We start from the raw sequence: 14203 nt of genomic DNA, 5'->3' as shown, positions 1-14203 counted from the left end.
TTCCCCTGTACGTTGCACCGCCACGCATCACTCGTAGCGCAGCGCTTCGATCGGCTGGAGGCGGGACGCCTTGCGGGCCGGATAGAAGCCGAAGAAGACCCCGATCACAGCCGCAAAGCCGACCGCCAGAAGGATCGCCGGCACGCTCAATTCCGTCTGCCAGTGCGCCCAATGCCCGATGATGAAGGCGGCGGCGGCACCGACGGCGATCCCGATCAGCCCGCCGGTCAGCGACAGCGTCAGGGCTTCGATCAGGAACTGGCCCAGGATGTCACGGCTGCGCGCTCCGACGGCAAGACGCAGTCCGATTTCCCGGGTCCGCTCGGTCACGCTGACCAGCATGATGTTCATGATGCCGATTCCACCCACCACCAGCGACACCGAGGCCACCGCCGCCAGCAGCAGCGTCAGCACGCGAGACGACGCCTCCTGTGCCTGGGCGACCTCCGACAGGTTGCGGATCCAGAAATCATCGTCCTGTGCGGGCTGAAGATGGTGGCGCTGCCTCAGCAGGTCGTGGATCTGCGTCCCGGCGGCATGCATGTCGGCACCCTCGCGCATCTTGACCAGGATGGCGCCCACCGCCCGCCGGCTCACCTCGCTGCCGCCCAGCACGCGGTTGCGCGCCGTGCTCAGAGGCATGACGACTGTGTCGTCCTGATCCTGGCCCTGCATGCTTTGGCCTTTGCGGTCCAGCACGCCGACCACGGTGAACGGCACCTTCTTGATGCGGACCAGTTGGCCGACCGGATCCGCGCTGCCGAACAGCGTGGACGCCACCGTCTGGCCGAGCAGCGCCACCTTTGCCGCGCGGTCCTCTTCCGCTTGTTCGAAGGGCCTGCCTTGGGCGATGCCCCAATCCCGCGCCGCCAGAAAGTCGGTGGTGGTGCCGAAGATCACGGTGGACCAGTTGAGGTTGCCGTAGATGATCTGGGCCGTGCCGCGCACGCCCGGTGCCGCGACCAGAATCTCGGGGACTTCCCGCTGCAGGGCCTGGGCGTCGTCCTCACTCAGCGTCATCTGTGTGCCGAAGCCCAGACGCACGCCGCCGGAGGTGATCGCGCCGGACACCACGATGATGAGGTTGGAGCCGAGGCTGTCGATCTGTTGGGCGATGCGCGCTTCCGCTCCGGCACCGACCGCGATCATGGTGATGACGGACGCCACCCCGATGATGATCCCCAGCATGGTCAGCATGCTGCGCATGAGGTTGAGACGCAATGCCGCGAACGCAATGCGGATGGACGACAGGGGGTTCATGCCGCGGCTCCCGGCTGCTGCAAGCCCGCCAGCACCTCGGACGCCACGCGGGGTGCAACGACCGGCCGGTCGTCGATCAGCCGGCCATCGCGAAAGCTCAGCGTGCGCAGGGCGAAGGCTGCGATGTCCGGCTCGTGGGTCACCAGCACGACCGTGATGCCGCGCGCATTGAAGCCCTGGAACAGCGCCATGACCTCGATGCTGGTGCGTGAGTCGAGTGCGCCGGTCGGTTCGTCGGCCAGGATCAGCAGCGGGTCGTTGACCAGCGCACGGGCGATGGCGACGCGCTGCTGCTGGCCGCCCGACAATTGCGAGGGATGATGCCATGCCCGCCCGGCAAGGCCGACCTCGGTCAGGCGGGCGAGGGCGCGGCGGCGGCGCTCCTGGGCGGACAGGCCGGCGTAGACGAGCGGCAGCTCCACATTTTCGACTGCCGGCGTGCGCGGCAGCAGGTTGAAGCCCTGGAACACGAAGCCGACCAGACGGTTGCGCACCCCTGCCAGTTCATCGGGAGCAAGGTGCGACACGTCGCGCCCGTCGAGGCGGTAGAGGCCGGCGCTGGGGCTGTCGAGGCAACCGAGCAGGTTCATGAAGGTGGACTTGCCCGATCCCGACGGCCCCATAACGGCCACGAACTCGCCGGCGGCGATGCGCACCGACACGTCGTTCAGGGCGAGCAGGGGCACGTCCCCCAATCGGTATTCCTTGCTCAGGTGTTCGGTCTCGATCAGCCAGTTGCCCATGGTCGGGCTCCCCGGTGGAAGGCGCAGATGTCAGAGACGGGGTCCGCCGCCCATGGACGGCATCGTGCCGGAGGCGGCAGCCGGGGCGGTTTCGCCGAGGATGACCCGTTCGCCGGCAGACAGCTTGCCTCCGACGACCTCCACCATGGTCCCGTCGGAGGTGCCGAGACGAAGGGGGCGGCGTTCCGGCTGGCCGGACGAGCCGAGCACCCAGACCTCGCCCGCTTGTGGGGATGGCGGCGCATCCGGCGGGGTGGCCTTGGCCGGGCGATAGCGCAGAGCGGCATTGGGGACCAGCAGCGCGTCGTCGCGATGCTCGACGACGATGCGGACGTTGGCGGTCAGGCCGGGCAGGAGTGCCAGATCGGGATTGGGCGCCGAGATGACCACGTCGTAGGTAACGACGTTCTGAACGACCTGGGGTGCTTTGCGAATCTGGAGCACCGTGCCGACAAAGGCGCGGCCGGGGTAGGCATCCACGGTGAAATGCACCTTCTGGCCGACCCGCACCGTTCCGACATCCGCCTCGTCCACAGATGCGTCCACCTGCATGGCCGTCAGATCCTGGGCGATGGTGAAGAGGACCGGCGCCTGCAGGCTGGCCGCAACGGTCTGGCCGCGATCGACGTTGCGCTGGATGACGGTGCCGTCCACCGGCGCGACGATGCGCGTATGCTCCAGATTGATGCGCGCGCCCTGATAGGCCGCCTCCTTCTGCTGCACCAGGGCCATCGCAGCCGCGAGGTTGGCTTGGGCGAGACTCAGCTGGGCCTCGGTGGACCGGATCGTGGCCTGTTGGCTGACCTCCTGTGCGCTCAGCGCCTCGACATCGGCCTGGGCGGCGTCGCTGGTGGACTTGGCGCTGTCACGGTCCGAAGCGGACGCATTTCCCCGCTCGAAAAGCCGTTGCGTGCGGTCGAAACTGGTCCTGGCGTTGAACAGGAGCGCCTGCGATCTGCGCAGCTGGGCCTGGACGTTGGTCAAGGTCGCGCGCGCGGCCTCCAAGTCGGCGGCTGCGCGGGCGACGGTGGCCTGCTGGGTCTGGATGCCGGCCCGGGCGACGGCGAGATCGCCTGCCGCCTGTGCCACCTGTGTTTCGAACAGCGCGGGATCGATGCGGGCGATGAGCTGGCCGGTCTTCACCTCCGTGTTGAAGTCGGCGACCAGTTCACTGATTTGTCCCGACACCTGCGATCCGACCTGCACCGTAACGACCGGATTGACGGTGCCGGACGCGGTGATCGATGCGGTGACCGCGCCGCGCGCCACCGGTCCGGTTCGATAGGCGGGAGCGGCGGTCTGGGTGCCCATGGCGTGATAGAGCAGCCCCACCGCGCCCAACATCGTGAGCAGGATCCCCAGCAGCCAGCCCGAGTGCCGGAAGGCGCGTTGGGCTGGTGGGGCAGGGTTGGTCGAGCGTCCGGGGCTCGATCCGTGGTCGGTCAGCGGCAGAGTCATCGGCCGTCTCCGGAAGGACCGGTTCGACGGTCCACGCTATCGACCCAGGCTATCCGTCTGACGGTGCACAGCATTGACGTGCATCAAGATCGGCGGCGCTCGATCAGGGTACTGCAAAAGCTGTAAAGACAGGACGGCCCTGCACCGGTGGGACACCGTCAAGTTGGCGGTGACGGATTGCCGGCGCGGTTCACCCCTTCGCCGCCAACTGACCCGACGCGAAGCGGGCAAGCGTTCCGGCGTTGAGGCGCCGGTCGTGGAGAGCGCTGGCCACCAGCACGGCATCGGCGCCGTGTGCGGCCAGCGCGTCCAGATCCGCCGCATCGCGCACGCCGCCGGCCCCCCACACCCGAACCCCCGGGCGTCGGGCCGTCAGCGTCGCAATCCGGTCCAGATCCGGCCCCTCGCCCGAGCCGACCCGGTCCAGCGTCATGGCGATCACGCGCGCGGGCCAGCGGCCGGCATCCTCATGCAGCACCGCCGGTCCCAGCGGCACTCCCTGCCGGACATCCAGCGACAGCGCCACCCGGTCTTCTCCGGCCAGCGCCAGCGCCGCGTCCAGCGTCGCGCCGTCCGACTGGCTTTCGCTGCCGATCACCAGATGCCGGACCCCGGCGTCGAACCAGCGGCGGCAATCGTCGGGCGTCGCCAGTCCTGCATCGACCCAGAACGCCACCTCCGGCCAGCGGGCCTGCAGCGCCGCGACGGTGGAACGGTGGTCGCCATTTCCCCTGATCGCGTCAAGATCGGCGACATAGCAGGCGCGGAAGGGTTGCAGCGCCAACAGCGCGGCCACGATATCCTGTGGTGCGGCTCCTGCGGTCAGCGCGCTTTCGATGGGGCGGTAGCGGTCGCGCTCCCCCCGCTTGGCATGAACCACCTGCTCGCCCAGCAGGTCGATGACGGGAACGATGTCCATGGAGAACAGCCTTCGTCGGGTTCTGGTCTGCGAGTATGTCACCGGCGGCGCGTTGTGCAACGGGCCGCTTCCGACCGACCTGATGGCGGAAGCCAACGCGATGGTCGTGGCCCTGGTCGGTGATCTGGTCGCGCTGGACGGAATAAACGTCACGCTATGCTGGGACAACCGCCTTGCCCCGCCGTCTTTCCCGGCCGACCGTGTCGCCCTGTTTCCGGTGGCGCCGGGCGAGGATCATGAGGCGCGCTGGCGCGCTGCCGCCGCCCGGTGCGACATGGTCTGGCCGATCGCGCCGGAAAGCGACGGGCTGCTGGGCCACGTCGCCGCTCTTTTCCGCGGCACCGGCCGCCGGGTGGTCGCCTGCGCCCCCGAGGCCATCGCTCTCGCGTCGTCGAAGACGGCAACGGCGGCGCGGCTGGCCGCGCACGGCATCGCGACCATTCCCACCGTTCCCTTCGGCGCCCCGCCGCCGCCCGCCGCCTGCCATGTGGTGAAGCCGGACGATGGCGCCGGTTGCCTCGATACCTTCATCGTCGACAACATCGCCGCCTGGACGCCGCCGCATGCCGGCCGCTGGATCGTCCAGCCGCTGGTCGAGGGCGAGGCGTGCAGCCTGTCCATGCTGGTCGACGATACTGGCGGGGTGCGGCTGCTCGGCTGCAACCGTCAGACGGTGGAGCGCGGGAGCGACTGCTTCTCCTTCCATGGCGTGGAGGTCGGGGCGATGGAACACCGCCGCGCCGCCTGGGAGCCGCTGGCCCGCGCCGTCGCCGCCGCGATTCCGGGGCTGTGCGGCTATGTCGCCGTCGACCTCATCGACCGGCCTGATGGTCCGGAGACGAATGGCCCAGTGGTGGTGGAGGTGAACCCGCGCCTGTCCGTCGGCTATTCCGGGCTGTCGCGGGTGCTGGGCTGGAACCCGGCGGGCGACATCCTGACTCTGTTCCACACCATGTCGGCCGATGCGGGCCGGGAGGACGCACATGCCTGACACCCGTGGTTCGATCGTGATCGGCTGGGACATCGGCGGCGCCCACCTGAAGGCCGCCTGGGCGGAGGATGGCCGGCTGCGCGATGCGGTCCAGGTGCCCTGCCGGCTCTGGCAAGGGATGGGAGAGCTGGATGCTGCACTCGCCACGGTGCTGGAGCACCTGCCGGCGAACGCCGACCATGTGGTGACGATGACCGGCGAACTGGTCGATCTGTTCGACGACCGCGCCCAGGGCGTGCACACGCTGATCGACCGGATGGCGGCGGCCCTGCCGCAGGTGCGGCTGCGCGTCTATGCCGGCCGGCGCGGATTGCTGTCGCCACAGGAGGCGCGGGGACAGGTGATGGACGTGGCCTCCGCCAACTGGATGGCGACCGCCGCGGTGGTCGCCCGGCTCCTGCCGGCGGCGCTGCTGGTCGACATGGGCAGCACGACCACGGACGTCGTGCCGGTGCGCGACGGCGCCGTGGTGGCGCGCGGCGTCACCGATCACGAGCGGATGGCGGTGGAGGAACTGCTCTATACCGGGCTGACCCGCACGGCGGTGATGGCGATGGAGCGCACCGCGCTGGTCGCTGGCGAGCGGTTGCCGATGATGGCCGAGTATTTCGCCACCAGCGCCGACCTCTACCGCGTGCTGGGCCGGCTGGACGAGGCCGCGGACCAGCATCCCGCCGCCGACAACGGGGCGAAGACGGTCGAGGCCAGCCTGCGCCGTCTGGCCCGCATGGTCGGGCATGATGCCGGCGATTACGATCCGGCGGTCTGGCGGGCGATGGCCGCAGATCTGACCGAACGCCAGTTGCGCCGCATCCACGATGCCGCCCGTCGCGTGCTGTCGGCCGGGGCGCCGCCCCTGCCGGACGATGCATCCGTGGTTGGGGCTGGCGTCGGACGTGCCGTCGTGAAGGAGGTGGCCGCCCGGTTAGGCCGTCCCTACCAGGATTTCTGCGATGTGGTGGGGGCCCCCGGTCAGGATTGGGTCGCCAGTTGCGCCCCCGCCGCCGCCATGGCGCTGCTGGGTTGAGGGGGGAGACATGAGCCGCGCCTTCGTCAAGGAAAGCGACGCCGAAACCGAGGGGCCGCTGCCGCAGATCACCGGTCCCCTGCACGTGTCCGCCGCCACCGTTGCCGCTTGGCAGGAGGAGCTTGCCGCGGCCGACGCCGAGGTTGCGAATCTGCGCGGCTTCGATGCGCCGGAGGACCGGCAGGCGATGAGCAGCGCCAAGCGGCGCGCCGACCTGCTCCGCGCCCGTCTGGCCGCCGCCGTGGTGGTGCGCCCGGCCGGCTCGGCGGATGAGGTCGGGTTCGGCTCCGTCGTCGTCGCCGAGGATGAGGACGGGCGCCGATGGACATTCACACTGGTGGGCGGCGAGGAGGCCGCTCCCGCCGCCGGCCGGATCAGCTGGCAATCGCCGTTGGGCGAGGCGCTGATGGGCGGGCGGGCCGGCGACGTGGTCGAATGGCCGCGCCGGAACGGCCCCCTGTCGCTGACCCTTCGTTCGGTGTCGGCGTCCTGATCCCGCCCCTCAACCGCCATCCAGCACGCGCAGCGGCGGACGGATTTTCACCATCATCTCGTCATGCTCGCGGCCGGGATCGGAATCGGCGACGATGCCGCCGCCGGCCTGGGCGATGACGCGGTCCGGCGTGACGGTCAGGGTGCGGATGATGCTGCTGTACATCGCCCCGTCGAAGCCGATCCAGGCGACCGACCCGCAATAGGCGCCGCGCCGCGGGACCTCCAACTCATCGATGATCTCCATGGCGCGGATCTTGGGCGCGCCGGTGATGGAGCCGCCGGGGAAGGTGGCGCGCAGCAGGTCGACCGGACCCAGCCCCGGCTTCAGTTGCCCCTCGATCACTGACACCAGATGGTGGACAGAAGCAAAGCGCTCCACCCCGCACAGGACCGGGACCTTGACACTGTCGATATGCGCCACGCGGGGCCGGACTGTCGAAGACCAGGCTGTCCTGCGGCATGCGTCATGCTCCGATGCTGGTGGCGAGGGACTTGACCCAGAAACGAAGGGGTTTGGCGGTCTCCTCCCGGTCGCAGGCGTCGCACCAGGACAGGGCTCCGCCGATCTCCGGCTCCAGCCGATAGCCCAGCCGCCGCCACGCGGCATCGGGCGTCCGGTAGGTGTTCGGGCGGCGGGGATGGTCGACGGAACGCACGATCTCGCCGAAGGCGATGGACGCGAAACGGCCGGTTTCGCGTATGTGGGATTCGCCGATTTCCAACAGGGCGGTCCCCACTCCGCGCCCGCGATGGGAGGGGAGGACCACCACCTCGCCGAAATAGAAGATCGAGCGCGGGTTGCAGCCTGCATGGGTGAACGGGTCGCGCAAGGCGTCCAGTTCCTGGTCGAGCGGTGCGCCGGTGACGGCCGCGACCATGCGGTTGCGCTCGAAGGCGGTCAGGATGAGTCCGCCCGGCAAGCCGCCGAGACCGGACAGATAGCGTTCCTCGTACGCGGCCGAGCCGGAATAGAGATAAGGGAACTCGCCCAGCACCGTCAGACGCAGGGCCGCCAACTCCTCCACCCGGTCGGCCAGGGCGGCGCCGGTCAGCCGCTCCACCCGTATGCCGCCTCCTATGTCACCATGCAGCCGCGGCCCGTGGGGCGGCACGGGCCGCGCCGGAAGAGCCACTGCGCTCACGGTGCCGGCACCGGCCGGAACCGCCGTAGGAACGCGAAGCGTGCCGGGCGTGGGGCGGAGGCGGTCCGGCCGAAGCTTTGCGTAATGCGGTCGAGAACGATGGCCAGCAGAACGACGCTGAGGCCGCTTTCGAAGCCGAGCGCGATGTCCAGGCGCTGGATGCCTTGCAGCACCACGTTGCCCAGGCCGCCGGCGCCGATCATGGAGGCAATGACGATCATCGACAGCGCCATCATCATAGTCTGGTTCACGCCCGCCATGATCGAGGGCAAGGCGTTCGGCAGTTGCACCTTGAACAGAAGCTGGCGGTCATGGCAGCCGAAGGCCTTTCCGGCCTCGACGATCTCGGCCGGCACCTGCTGGATGCCGAGCGACGTCAGGCGCACCGCCGGCGGCATGGCGAAGATCACGGTGGCGAGGATGCCCGGCACCCGGCCCAGGCCGAAGAACATCACCGCCGGGATCAGATAGACGAAGGCCGGCATGGTCTGCATGAAGTCCAGCGTGGTGCGGACGATGCTTTCGACCACGCGGTTGCGCGCCATCCAGACGCCCAGCGGCACGCCGATCAGCAGGCTGAGCAGGGTGGCGGTCAGCACCAGACCCAGGGTGGAGGCAGTCTCCGTCCACAGCCCCATGCCGGCGATCAGCAGCAGGGCAGCGACCGTAAAGACGGCGAAGCCGACGCCGACGCGCCAGAGGGAGATCGCGACGAGCAGCCCGATCAGCAGCCAGGCCGGCGCGCCGACCAGCACATAGTCGATGGCGCCGCCGAAGCCGTTCACCACCGTCGCGATCGTGTCGAACGTCGATTGGAAATGGTCGAGCATGAAGCTGACCAGCTCCTCGACCCATTTGCCGATTCTGATTTCGGACTCCATCGGTCAATCCCCCCGAACCAAGGTATGGAGCATGAGGGCGCGTGAAATGGCGCCGAGGAAGTTGTGGTCGTCGTCGACGACGGGCACCGGCCATTCGGTGTCGGCGACGAGCGCGAGCAGGGCGTGGACCGGCGTCGCGGCATTGACCGTGCGGACGTCGGGCAGGAAGGCGTTGACGAAGCGCGGCTGCGGCCCATTCAGTTCACGTTCCAGCGTCGTCTGCGAGACGATACCTTCGAAGCGGCCGTCATGGGTGCGCACATAACCGAAATTGTGGTGGTTCTCGCGCAGCTGCTGCAGGGCGGGGGCCAGTTCGCCGGGCAGCCGGATGACCGTGTTGGTCGCCTCGTAGCGCGCCACGTCGCCGGCCCGCAGCACCTTGGAGGCATCGACGTTGCGGAAGAAGGAGCGGACGTAATCGTCGGCCGGGCGGCTGAGGATTTCATAGGGCGTGCCGACCTGTACGATGCGGCCGCCTTCCATGATGGCGATGCGGTCGCCGATGCGCATCGCCTCGTCCAGATCGTGGGAGATGAAGACGATGGTGCGCTGATGCTCGCGCTGCAGGCGCAGAAGTTCGTCCTGCATTTCCGTGCGGATCAGCGGGTCGAGGGCGGAGAAGGCCTCATCCATCAGCAGGATGGTGGGATCGTTGGCCAATGCGCGGGCAAGGCCGACGCGCTGCTGCATGCCGCCCGACATCTCGCGCGGATAGCGGCTGGCGTAGGCGCCAAGCCCGACCTGCTCCAGCGCCTGCTGCGCCGCCTTGTGCCGCTCCGCCTTGGACACACCGGAGATTTCCAGGCCGAAGGCGGCGTTGTCCAGCGCGCTCAAGTGCGGCATCAGGGCGAATGACTGGAAGACCATGCCCATGTTGCGGCGGCGGGCCTGGATCAGTTCGGACTTGGACATGCTGACCAGATCCTTGCCGTCGAGCAGGATCTCGCCGCTGCTCGGTTCTATCAGCCGGTTCAGCAGGCGGATCATGGTGGATTTGCCGGACCCCGACAGCCCCATGATGACGAATATTTCGCCCGAACGGACCTGAAAGCTGGCATCCAGCACGCCGACATTGACGTTCAGCTTCTCCAGAACCTCCGCCTTGCTGGCGCCCTGGCGCAGCATGGTCAGCGCGGGTTTGGGGTCGGCGGAGAAGACCTTGTAGACGTTCCGGACTTCCAGGCGGACCGCCGCGTCATCGCCGACGCTCGTCCTGGCAGCGCCGCGGGGAAAGCCCAGGCTGGCCGGTCCCCCGACCGAAACCGCGCTTCGCATCATCGTGTTCATCGACAGGCCTCCTCTCGATTGGCGACAGCGCGACCTGTGGTACTGGGAGGATCGTTTTGCATGGTCATGGAAGCATTCCCTGTTCGACGAGGCTGTCGTAGATGGCCAGCGCCCCCGCTTCAGCTGTCGGGTTGACCAGCAGTTGGCCTTTTCCGCTCTTGCTCTCGGTCGCGGCTTTCAGCCGGTCCAGCGCCGAGCCGCCGCGCTTCACGCGCATCAGCTTGGGCTTTGGTCGCCATGGCCGATGCTCACAGTCCGACAGGAAGAGGTCGGCGGTCGCCTGGACCGCCACCGGCTCGATGACGCCCCGCCGGGCCGGGCCGAAGGCCGAGGCGCGGGCGGGCGGGGCGGAAGGATGGACGGTCGCTATGAGGCGGCCGGTTGCGATCAATGCCCGCCGCTGTCCGCGCGGCAGCGCCTGAACGAGGTCCACCGCGCCCGGCATGGAGTCCGGCGCATCGGCGGAGCCGATCCGCACCACATCGGGCACGACGGCGGCATCAAGGCCGCCGGCGATCAAATAGGGCAGCATGCCGCTGCCCTCGCCGTCCTCCGCCTGCCGTCCGGTCAGGACCAGTGACGGGTCGAACTGGCGCAGATGGGCGATCAGCGGTTCGACCGGATCGCTTCCCTCCGGCAGGTCCAGCAGCGTCAGCCGCTCCAGCCCCATGCCGAGATAGGCGCGCAGCGCCTCTCCGTCGACGGCGGGGCCGGCATGGATCGCCGTCAGCCGCCGCGGACGCATTGCCAGCGCCATCTCCAGCGCCTGCGCGTCGGTGGCGGCACGGCGAGCGCGGCCGGAGACCGGATGGCGGCCGATGGACAGCAGGACGGCGACATTATGCATGGCGGCGCTCCCGGATGAGCCGGATCAGGGCGGGCATGACGGCTTGTGCATCGGCGACGATGGACAGGTCGGCACGCTTGATCATCTCGGCGTGGAGGTCGGTGTTGACGGCGATCACATGCCTGACGCCGGTGATGCCCTGAAGATGCTGCGGAGCGCCGGCGATGCCGAAGGCGAGGTAGCAACGGGCGCTGACCACCGTGCCAGAGGCGCCGACCTGCCGTTCGCGCGGCAAATGGCCGGCGTCGCAGACCACGCGGCTGCCGGCGCGGGTGGCGCCCAACGCCTCGCCCAGCTCGGCGAAACTTTGCCAGTCGGTCACGCCGTTGCCGGCACTGAGGATGAAATCGGTTTCCGACAGCGACAGAGCGTCGGGATCGACGGCCAGCCGGCGGGCGCCGGCCAGGCGGGGCAGGACTTCCTCCCCAGCGGTCACCGGAGCGGTGAGGTCGAGCGGCCGGGCTTCATGCCGCACGCTGTCGAGGGAGGCGAAGGCATCCGCCGCCACCGTCATCAGCCGGGTCGGGCGGTGCCCGGTCTCCAGCGACCCGCCGGCCGATTGCCGAGTGGCGCGGTCGGGGCCGAGACTCTGCACACCGGCGAACAGCCGCTCGCCCGCCGCCGCGGCGACCCGCCGCGCGACATCGGCGCCGTCCGGGCTGTCCGGGAACAGGATGTGACGGGGAGACAGTGCGGCCATCAGCGCGGAAGCGGCGGCGGCGCGCCGTTCCGGCACGTAATCGTCGGCCCAGCCGTCGGGCAGGGCGACATGGCGGTCGGACCCGGCCTCCGCCAGCGCCTCCCCCGACCCGGTGGAGACGGTCACCACCGCACCACCGCCAGCGTCGGCCAGCAGGCGGGCGGCGGCGATCACCTGCCGGTCATGCTCGCTGACCTCGCCGCCGGGACGGTCGAGCATGGCGAGGATCAGATAGGCCGGTTCGGGGATCACCTTCAGCGGGATCACGGGGGCGGCGGCAACGGCGACGCCAATTGCGGCGGCGATGCCGACGGAGGCCGCGTCGCGCGTCCAGTCGTAGCGAGGGCGCGGCTGGCGCTGGACCAAGGCGGCGTCGCGGATGGCGCGCGGGTCGCGGCGGCGCTCATTCGTCGCGGCGGCGACCGGCTGGCGCAGCAGGCGCGGGCGCTGGCCTGTCAGGATTGTGCGGGCGGCACGCTCGGCGCGGGGATCGACACGGCGGCGGATGGTTGGAGGGTGAGTCATCGGGCGGTCTCCGTCGCGGCGAGCACCAGCTCGGCGATCTCCGCCACCTCCGGCCGGGGACCGACGACGCCTTCGAGCATCAGGGCGCAGTTGGGGCAGGCGACGGCGACCAGCGAGGCGCCGGTTTCCCGGACATGCTCCATGCGGACGTCGGGAATGCGGCGTTCGCCCGACACGTCAGTCAGCGGAGCGCCGCCGCCGCCGCCACAACAGCTCGATCGCAGGCCGGAGCGCAGCATTTCCCGGCGCTCCACGCCGATGGCGTCGAGCAGGGCGCGCGGCGCCTCGATCTCGCCATTGTAGCGACCGAGGTAACAGGGGTCGTGGAAGGTCACGCTGCGCCCGACCGGTTTGGTCACCGTCAGTGCGCCGGCGGTGATCAGTTCCAGCAACAGGGCGGTGTGATGGACCACGGTCCAGCTGCCGCCGAAGGCCGGATATTCATTGCGCAGCGTGTGCAGCGCGTGGGGGTCGGCGGTGACGATGCGGCCGAAGCGGCGGGCGTTCAGTGTCGCAACGTTGCGGGTCGCCAGCGACTGGAAGGTCGCCTCGTCGCCCAGCCGGCGGGCGACGTCGCCGCAATCCAGCTCCTCGTCGCCCAGCACGGCGAAGTCCACCCCGGCGCGACGCAGCAGAACCACCAGTGCCCGCAGCGAGCGCTGGACCCGCAGGTCGAAGGCGCCGTCACCGACCCACAGCAGCGTGTTGCAGGCCCCACCGGCCGGCAGCCGGGGCAGCGACAGGTCGGCCGCCCAGTCCCAGCGCCGGGCGAGCGCACGGCCGCCGGGATTGTCGGTGGCGCGCAGTTCCTCCAGCATGACCGCGGCCTTGCCGGGGGTGGCGCCCAGCTCCAGCGTCTGGAAGCGGCGGAGATCGACGACGGCGTCCACATGCTCGATCATCATCGGGCATTCCTGCACGCAGGCGCGGCAGGTGGTGCAGGACCACAGCGTGTCGGGATGGATCATCGCATCCGGCCCGATCAGCGGCAGCGCCGCCCCGCCATGGGCCTTGCCGACACCCCGGCCGGGATGGGGATTGCCGGCATAGGCGGCGTCGCTGGCCTCGCCATCCATGGCGGCGACCAGATCCTGCACCAGCTTCTTCGGGTTCAGCGGCAGGCCGGCGGCATAGGCCGGACAGGCCGTCTCGCAGCGACCGCACTGCACGCACGCATCGAAGCCGAGCAGCCGGTTCCAGGCGAAATCGATGGGACGCGCTACGCCCAGCGCACCCGCCTCATTTTCTTCCGTGGGAGCGAGCGGCAGCGGCTTCAGCCCGGTGTCGCGTCCCATGCCATCATGGAAGCGAGCCGGACGCGGGTGGAAGGCCAGATGCAGCGCCCCATGCACGGCATGCTTCAACGGTCCCTTCCAGACGCCCCACACCAGATCGGCCATCGCCACTCCGGCAATGGCGATCAGCACCAGAGCCAGCGCCTCCGGCATCACGCCGCCCAGCGACTGGTCGAGCGCCACCACAAGCAGGCACCCGGAAAATCCCAAAAGCGACAGCGGAAGGCGGGCGAAGCGGCCCTGCGACAGTTCGCGCGGGCGGATCACCCGGCGGCGATGGCGAACCATCAGGGCACCCGCCAGCATGGCCGCCAGCACCAGCGCCAGCAGCAGCCAGAGAATGCGCGATCCGCCGATGGCGACACCCATCGCCACCAGCAGCACCAGCGCCGCGAGGAAGCCGCCGGCGACCAGCGCGTGGAAGCGGGCGTTGAACGGCGTCCGCCCGACCACATGGTGGACATCGACCAGATAGCGGCCGGGCAGGGCGCGCAGCCCGGCGACCACACCGACCGCCGCCGGCCGGCCGGCCAGCCAACGCCGCGACTGCCAGGCGGCCAATGCCGCGCCGATGGCGAGGACGGCAAGGACGACGGTGGTGAGAGCGGTGGCGATCACGTCGGACGGCTCCTG

Annotated in this window: 14 protein-coding genes; 3 read left to right on the top strand and 11 right to left on the bottom strand. The window is 69.7% G+C overall.

Annotated features, from left to right (window positions below; genetic code table 11):
- Window positions 1-27: 27 nt before the first annotated feature.
- The 4 genes from ACCD06_RS21575 to ACCD06_RS21560 form a co-directional block, all read right to left on the bottom strand.
- Complete coding sequence (locus tag ACCD06_RS21575) at window positions 28-1260, bottom strand: ABC transporter permease (RefSeq protein ID WP_413343404.1); 1233 nt, start codon at window positions 1258-1260, stop codon at window positions 28-30.
- Window positions 1257-2003 carry an ABC transporter ATP-binding protein gene (locus tag ACCD06_RS21570; protein WP_413343402.1) on the bottom strand — a complete coding sequence of 249 codons (747 nt, stop codon included), beginning with the start codon at window positions 2001-2003 and terminating at the stop codon, window positions 1257-1259. The genes ACCD06_RS21575 and ACCD06_RS21570 overlap by 4 nt, the downstream gene beginning before the upstream one ends.
- A gap of 30 nt (window positions 2004-2033) precedes the next feature.
- Window positions 2034-3461 (bottom strand): efflux RND transporter periplasmic adaptor subunit, encoded by a 1428-nt coding sequence (locus tag ACCD06_RS21565; protein ID WP_413343400.1) that lies wholly within the window; start codon window positions 3459-3461, stop codon window positions 2034-2036.
- Window positions 3462-3651: 190 nt separating this feature from the next.
- Complete coding sequence (locus ACCD06_RS21560; protein WP_413343398.1) at window positions 3652-4380, bottom strand: HisA/HisF-related TIM barrel protein; 729 nt, start codon at window positions 4378-4380, stop codon at window positions 3652-3654.
- Between ACCD06_RS21560 and ACCD06_RS21555 the strand changes: the two genes are divergently transcribed.
- Genes ACCD06_RS21555 through ACCD06_RS21545 form a run of 3 tightly spaced genes read left to right on the top strand, consistent with a single transcriptional unit; the run spans window position 4379 to window position 6891 of the window.
- Entirely contained in the window at window positions 4379-5371 is a 993-nt protein-coding gene (locus tag ACCD06_RS21555; protein ID WP_413343396.1) for an ATP-grasp domain-containing protein, read from the top strand. The genes ACCD06_RS21560 and ACCD06_RS21555 overlap by 2 nt on opposite strands.
- Complete coding sequence (locus ACCD06_RS21550; protein ID WP_413343394.1) at window positions 5364-6398, top strand: hydantoinase/oxoprolinase family protein; 1035 nt, start codon at window positions 5364-5366, stop codon at window positions 6396-6398. The genes ACCD06_RS21555 and ACCD06_RS21550 overlap by 8 nt, the downstream gene beginning before the upstream one ends.
- A 10-nt stretch (window positions 6399-6408) precedes the next feature.
- Window positions 6409-6891 (top strand): GreA/GreB family elongation factor, encoded by a 483-nt coding sequence (locus tag ACCD06_RS21545; protein ID WP_413343392.1) that lies wholly within the window; start codon window positions 6409-6411, stop codon window positions 6889-6891.
- A gap of 9 nt (window positions 6892-6900) precedes the next feature.
- On the opposite strand, the gene ACCD06_RS21540 is transcribed toward ACCD06_RS21545, so the two are convergent.
- The 7 genes from ACCD06_RS21540 to ACCD06_RS21510 form a co-directional block, all read right to left on the bottom strand.
- Window positions 6901-7314 carry a chorismate-binding protein gene (locus ACCD06_RS21540; RefSeq protein WP_413343390.1) on the bottom strand — a complete coding sequence of 138 codons (414 nt, stop codon included), beginning with the start codon at window positions 7312-7314 and terminating at the stop codon, window positions 6901-6903.
- Window positions 7315-7357: 43 nt separating this feature from the next.
- Window positions 7358-7954, bottom strand: a complete 597-nt coding sequence (locus ACCD06_RS21535) for a GNAT family N-acetyltransferase (RefSeq protein ID WP_413343388.1) — start codon at window positions 7952-7954, stop codon at window positions 7358-7360.
- A gap of 77 nt (window positions 7955-8031) precedes the next feature.
- On the bottom strand, window positions 8032-8916 hold the full coding sequence (locus ACCD06_RS21530; protein WP_109157515.1) for an ABC transporter permease: 885 nt from the start codon (window positions 8914-8916) through the stop codon (window positions 8032-8034).
- 3 nt (window positions 8917-8919) lie between these two features.
- Window positions 8920-10203 (bottom strand): glycine betaine/L-proline ABC transporter ATP-binding protein ProV, encoded by a 1284-nt coding sequence (gene proV, locus ACCD06_RS21525; RefSeq protein ID WP_109157514.1) that lies wholly within the window; start codon window positions 10201-10203, stop codon window positions 8920-8922.
- 64 nt (window positions 10204-10267) lie between these two features.
- Window positions 10268-11050, bottom strand: coding sequence for an electron transfer flavoprotein subunit beta (locus tag ACCD06_RS21520; RefSeq protein ID WP_413343386.1), 783 nt, complete (start codon window positions 11048-11050; stop codon window positions 10268-10270).
- Window positions 11043-12275, bottom strand: coding sequence for an electron transfer flavoprotein subunit alpha/FixB family protein (locus tag ACCD06_RS21515; protein ID WP_413343384.1), 1233 nt, complete (start codon window positions 12273-12275; stop codon window positions 11043-11045). The genes ACCD06_RS21520 and ACCD06_RS21515 overlap by 8 nt, the downstream gene beginning before the upstream one ends.
- Window positions 12272-14188 carry a DUF3483 domain-containing protein gene (locus ACCD06_RS21510; protein WP_413343382.1) on the bottom strand — a complete coding sequence of 639 codons (1917 nt, stop codon included), beginning with the start codon at window positions 14186-14188 and terminating at the stop codon, window positions 12272-12274. The genes ACCD06_RS21515 and ACCD06_RS21510 overlap by 4 nt, the downstream gene beginning before the upstream one ends.
- Between the last annotated feature and the right edge of the window lie 15 nt (window positions 14189-14203).

The sequence above is a fragment of the Azospirillum sp. CT11-132 genome (genome assembly GCF_047302835.1).
Lineage (GTDB): Bacteria > Pseudomonadota > Alphaproteobacteria > Azospirillales > Azospirillaceae > Azospirillum.
Note: the sequence above shows the minus strand (reverse complement) of the source record. Positions and strands in the feature narration are given on the sequence as shown.

Coding starts and splice junctions, on each gene's coding strand:
- ACCD06_RS21575 (WP_413343404.1), bottom strand. CDS start 1,260: ATGAACCCCCTGTCGTCCATCCGCATTGCGTTCGCGGCATTGCGTCTC.
- ACCD06_RS21570 (WP_413343402.1), bottom strand. CDS start 2,003: ATGGGCAACTGGCTGATCGAGACCGAACACCTGAGCAAGGAATACCGA.
- ACCD06_RS21565 (WP_413343400.1), bottom strand. CDS start 3,461: ATGACTCTGCCGCTGACCGACCACGGATCGAGCCCCGGACGCTCGACC.
- ACCD06_RS21555 (WP_413343396.1), top strand. CDS start 4,379: ATGGAGAACAGCCTTCGTCGGGTTCTGGTCTGCGAGTATGTCACCGGC.
- ACCD06_RS21560 (WP_413343398.1), bottom strand. CDS start 4,380: ATGGACATCGTTCCCGTCATCGACCTGCTGGGCGAGCAGGTGGTTCAT.
- ACCD06_RS21550 (WP_413343394.1), top strand. CDS start 5,364: ATGCCTGACACCCGTGGTTCGATCGTGATCGGCTGGGACATCGGCGGC.
- ACCD06_RS21545 (WP_413343392.1), top strand. CDS start 6,409: ATGAGCCGCGCCTTCGTCAAGGAAAGCGACGCCGAAACCGAGGGGCCG.
- ACCD06_RS21530 (WP_109157515.1), bottom strand. CDS start 8,916: ATGGAGTCCGAAATCAGAATCGGCAAATGGGTCGAGGAGCTGGTCAGC.
- proV (WP_109157514.1), bottom strand. CDS start 10,203: ATGAACACGATGATGCGAAGCGCGGTTTCGGTCGGGGGACCGGCCAGC.
- ACCD06_RS21520 (WP_413343386.1), bottom strand. CDS start 11,050: ATGCATAATGTCGCCGTCCTGCTGTCCATCGGCCGCCATCCGGTCTCC.
- ACCD06_RS21515 (WP_413343384.1), bottom strand. CDS start 12,275: ATGACTCACCCTCCAACCATCCGCCGCCGTGTCGATCCCCGCGCCGAG.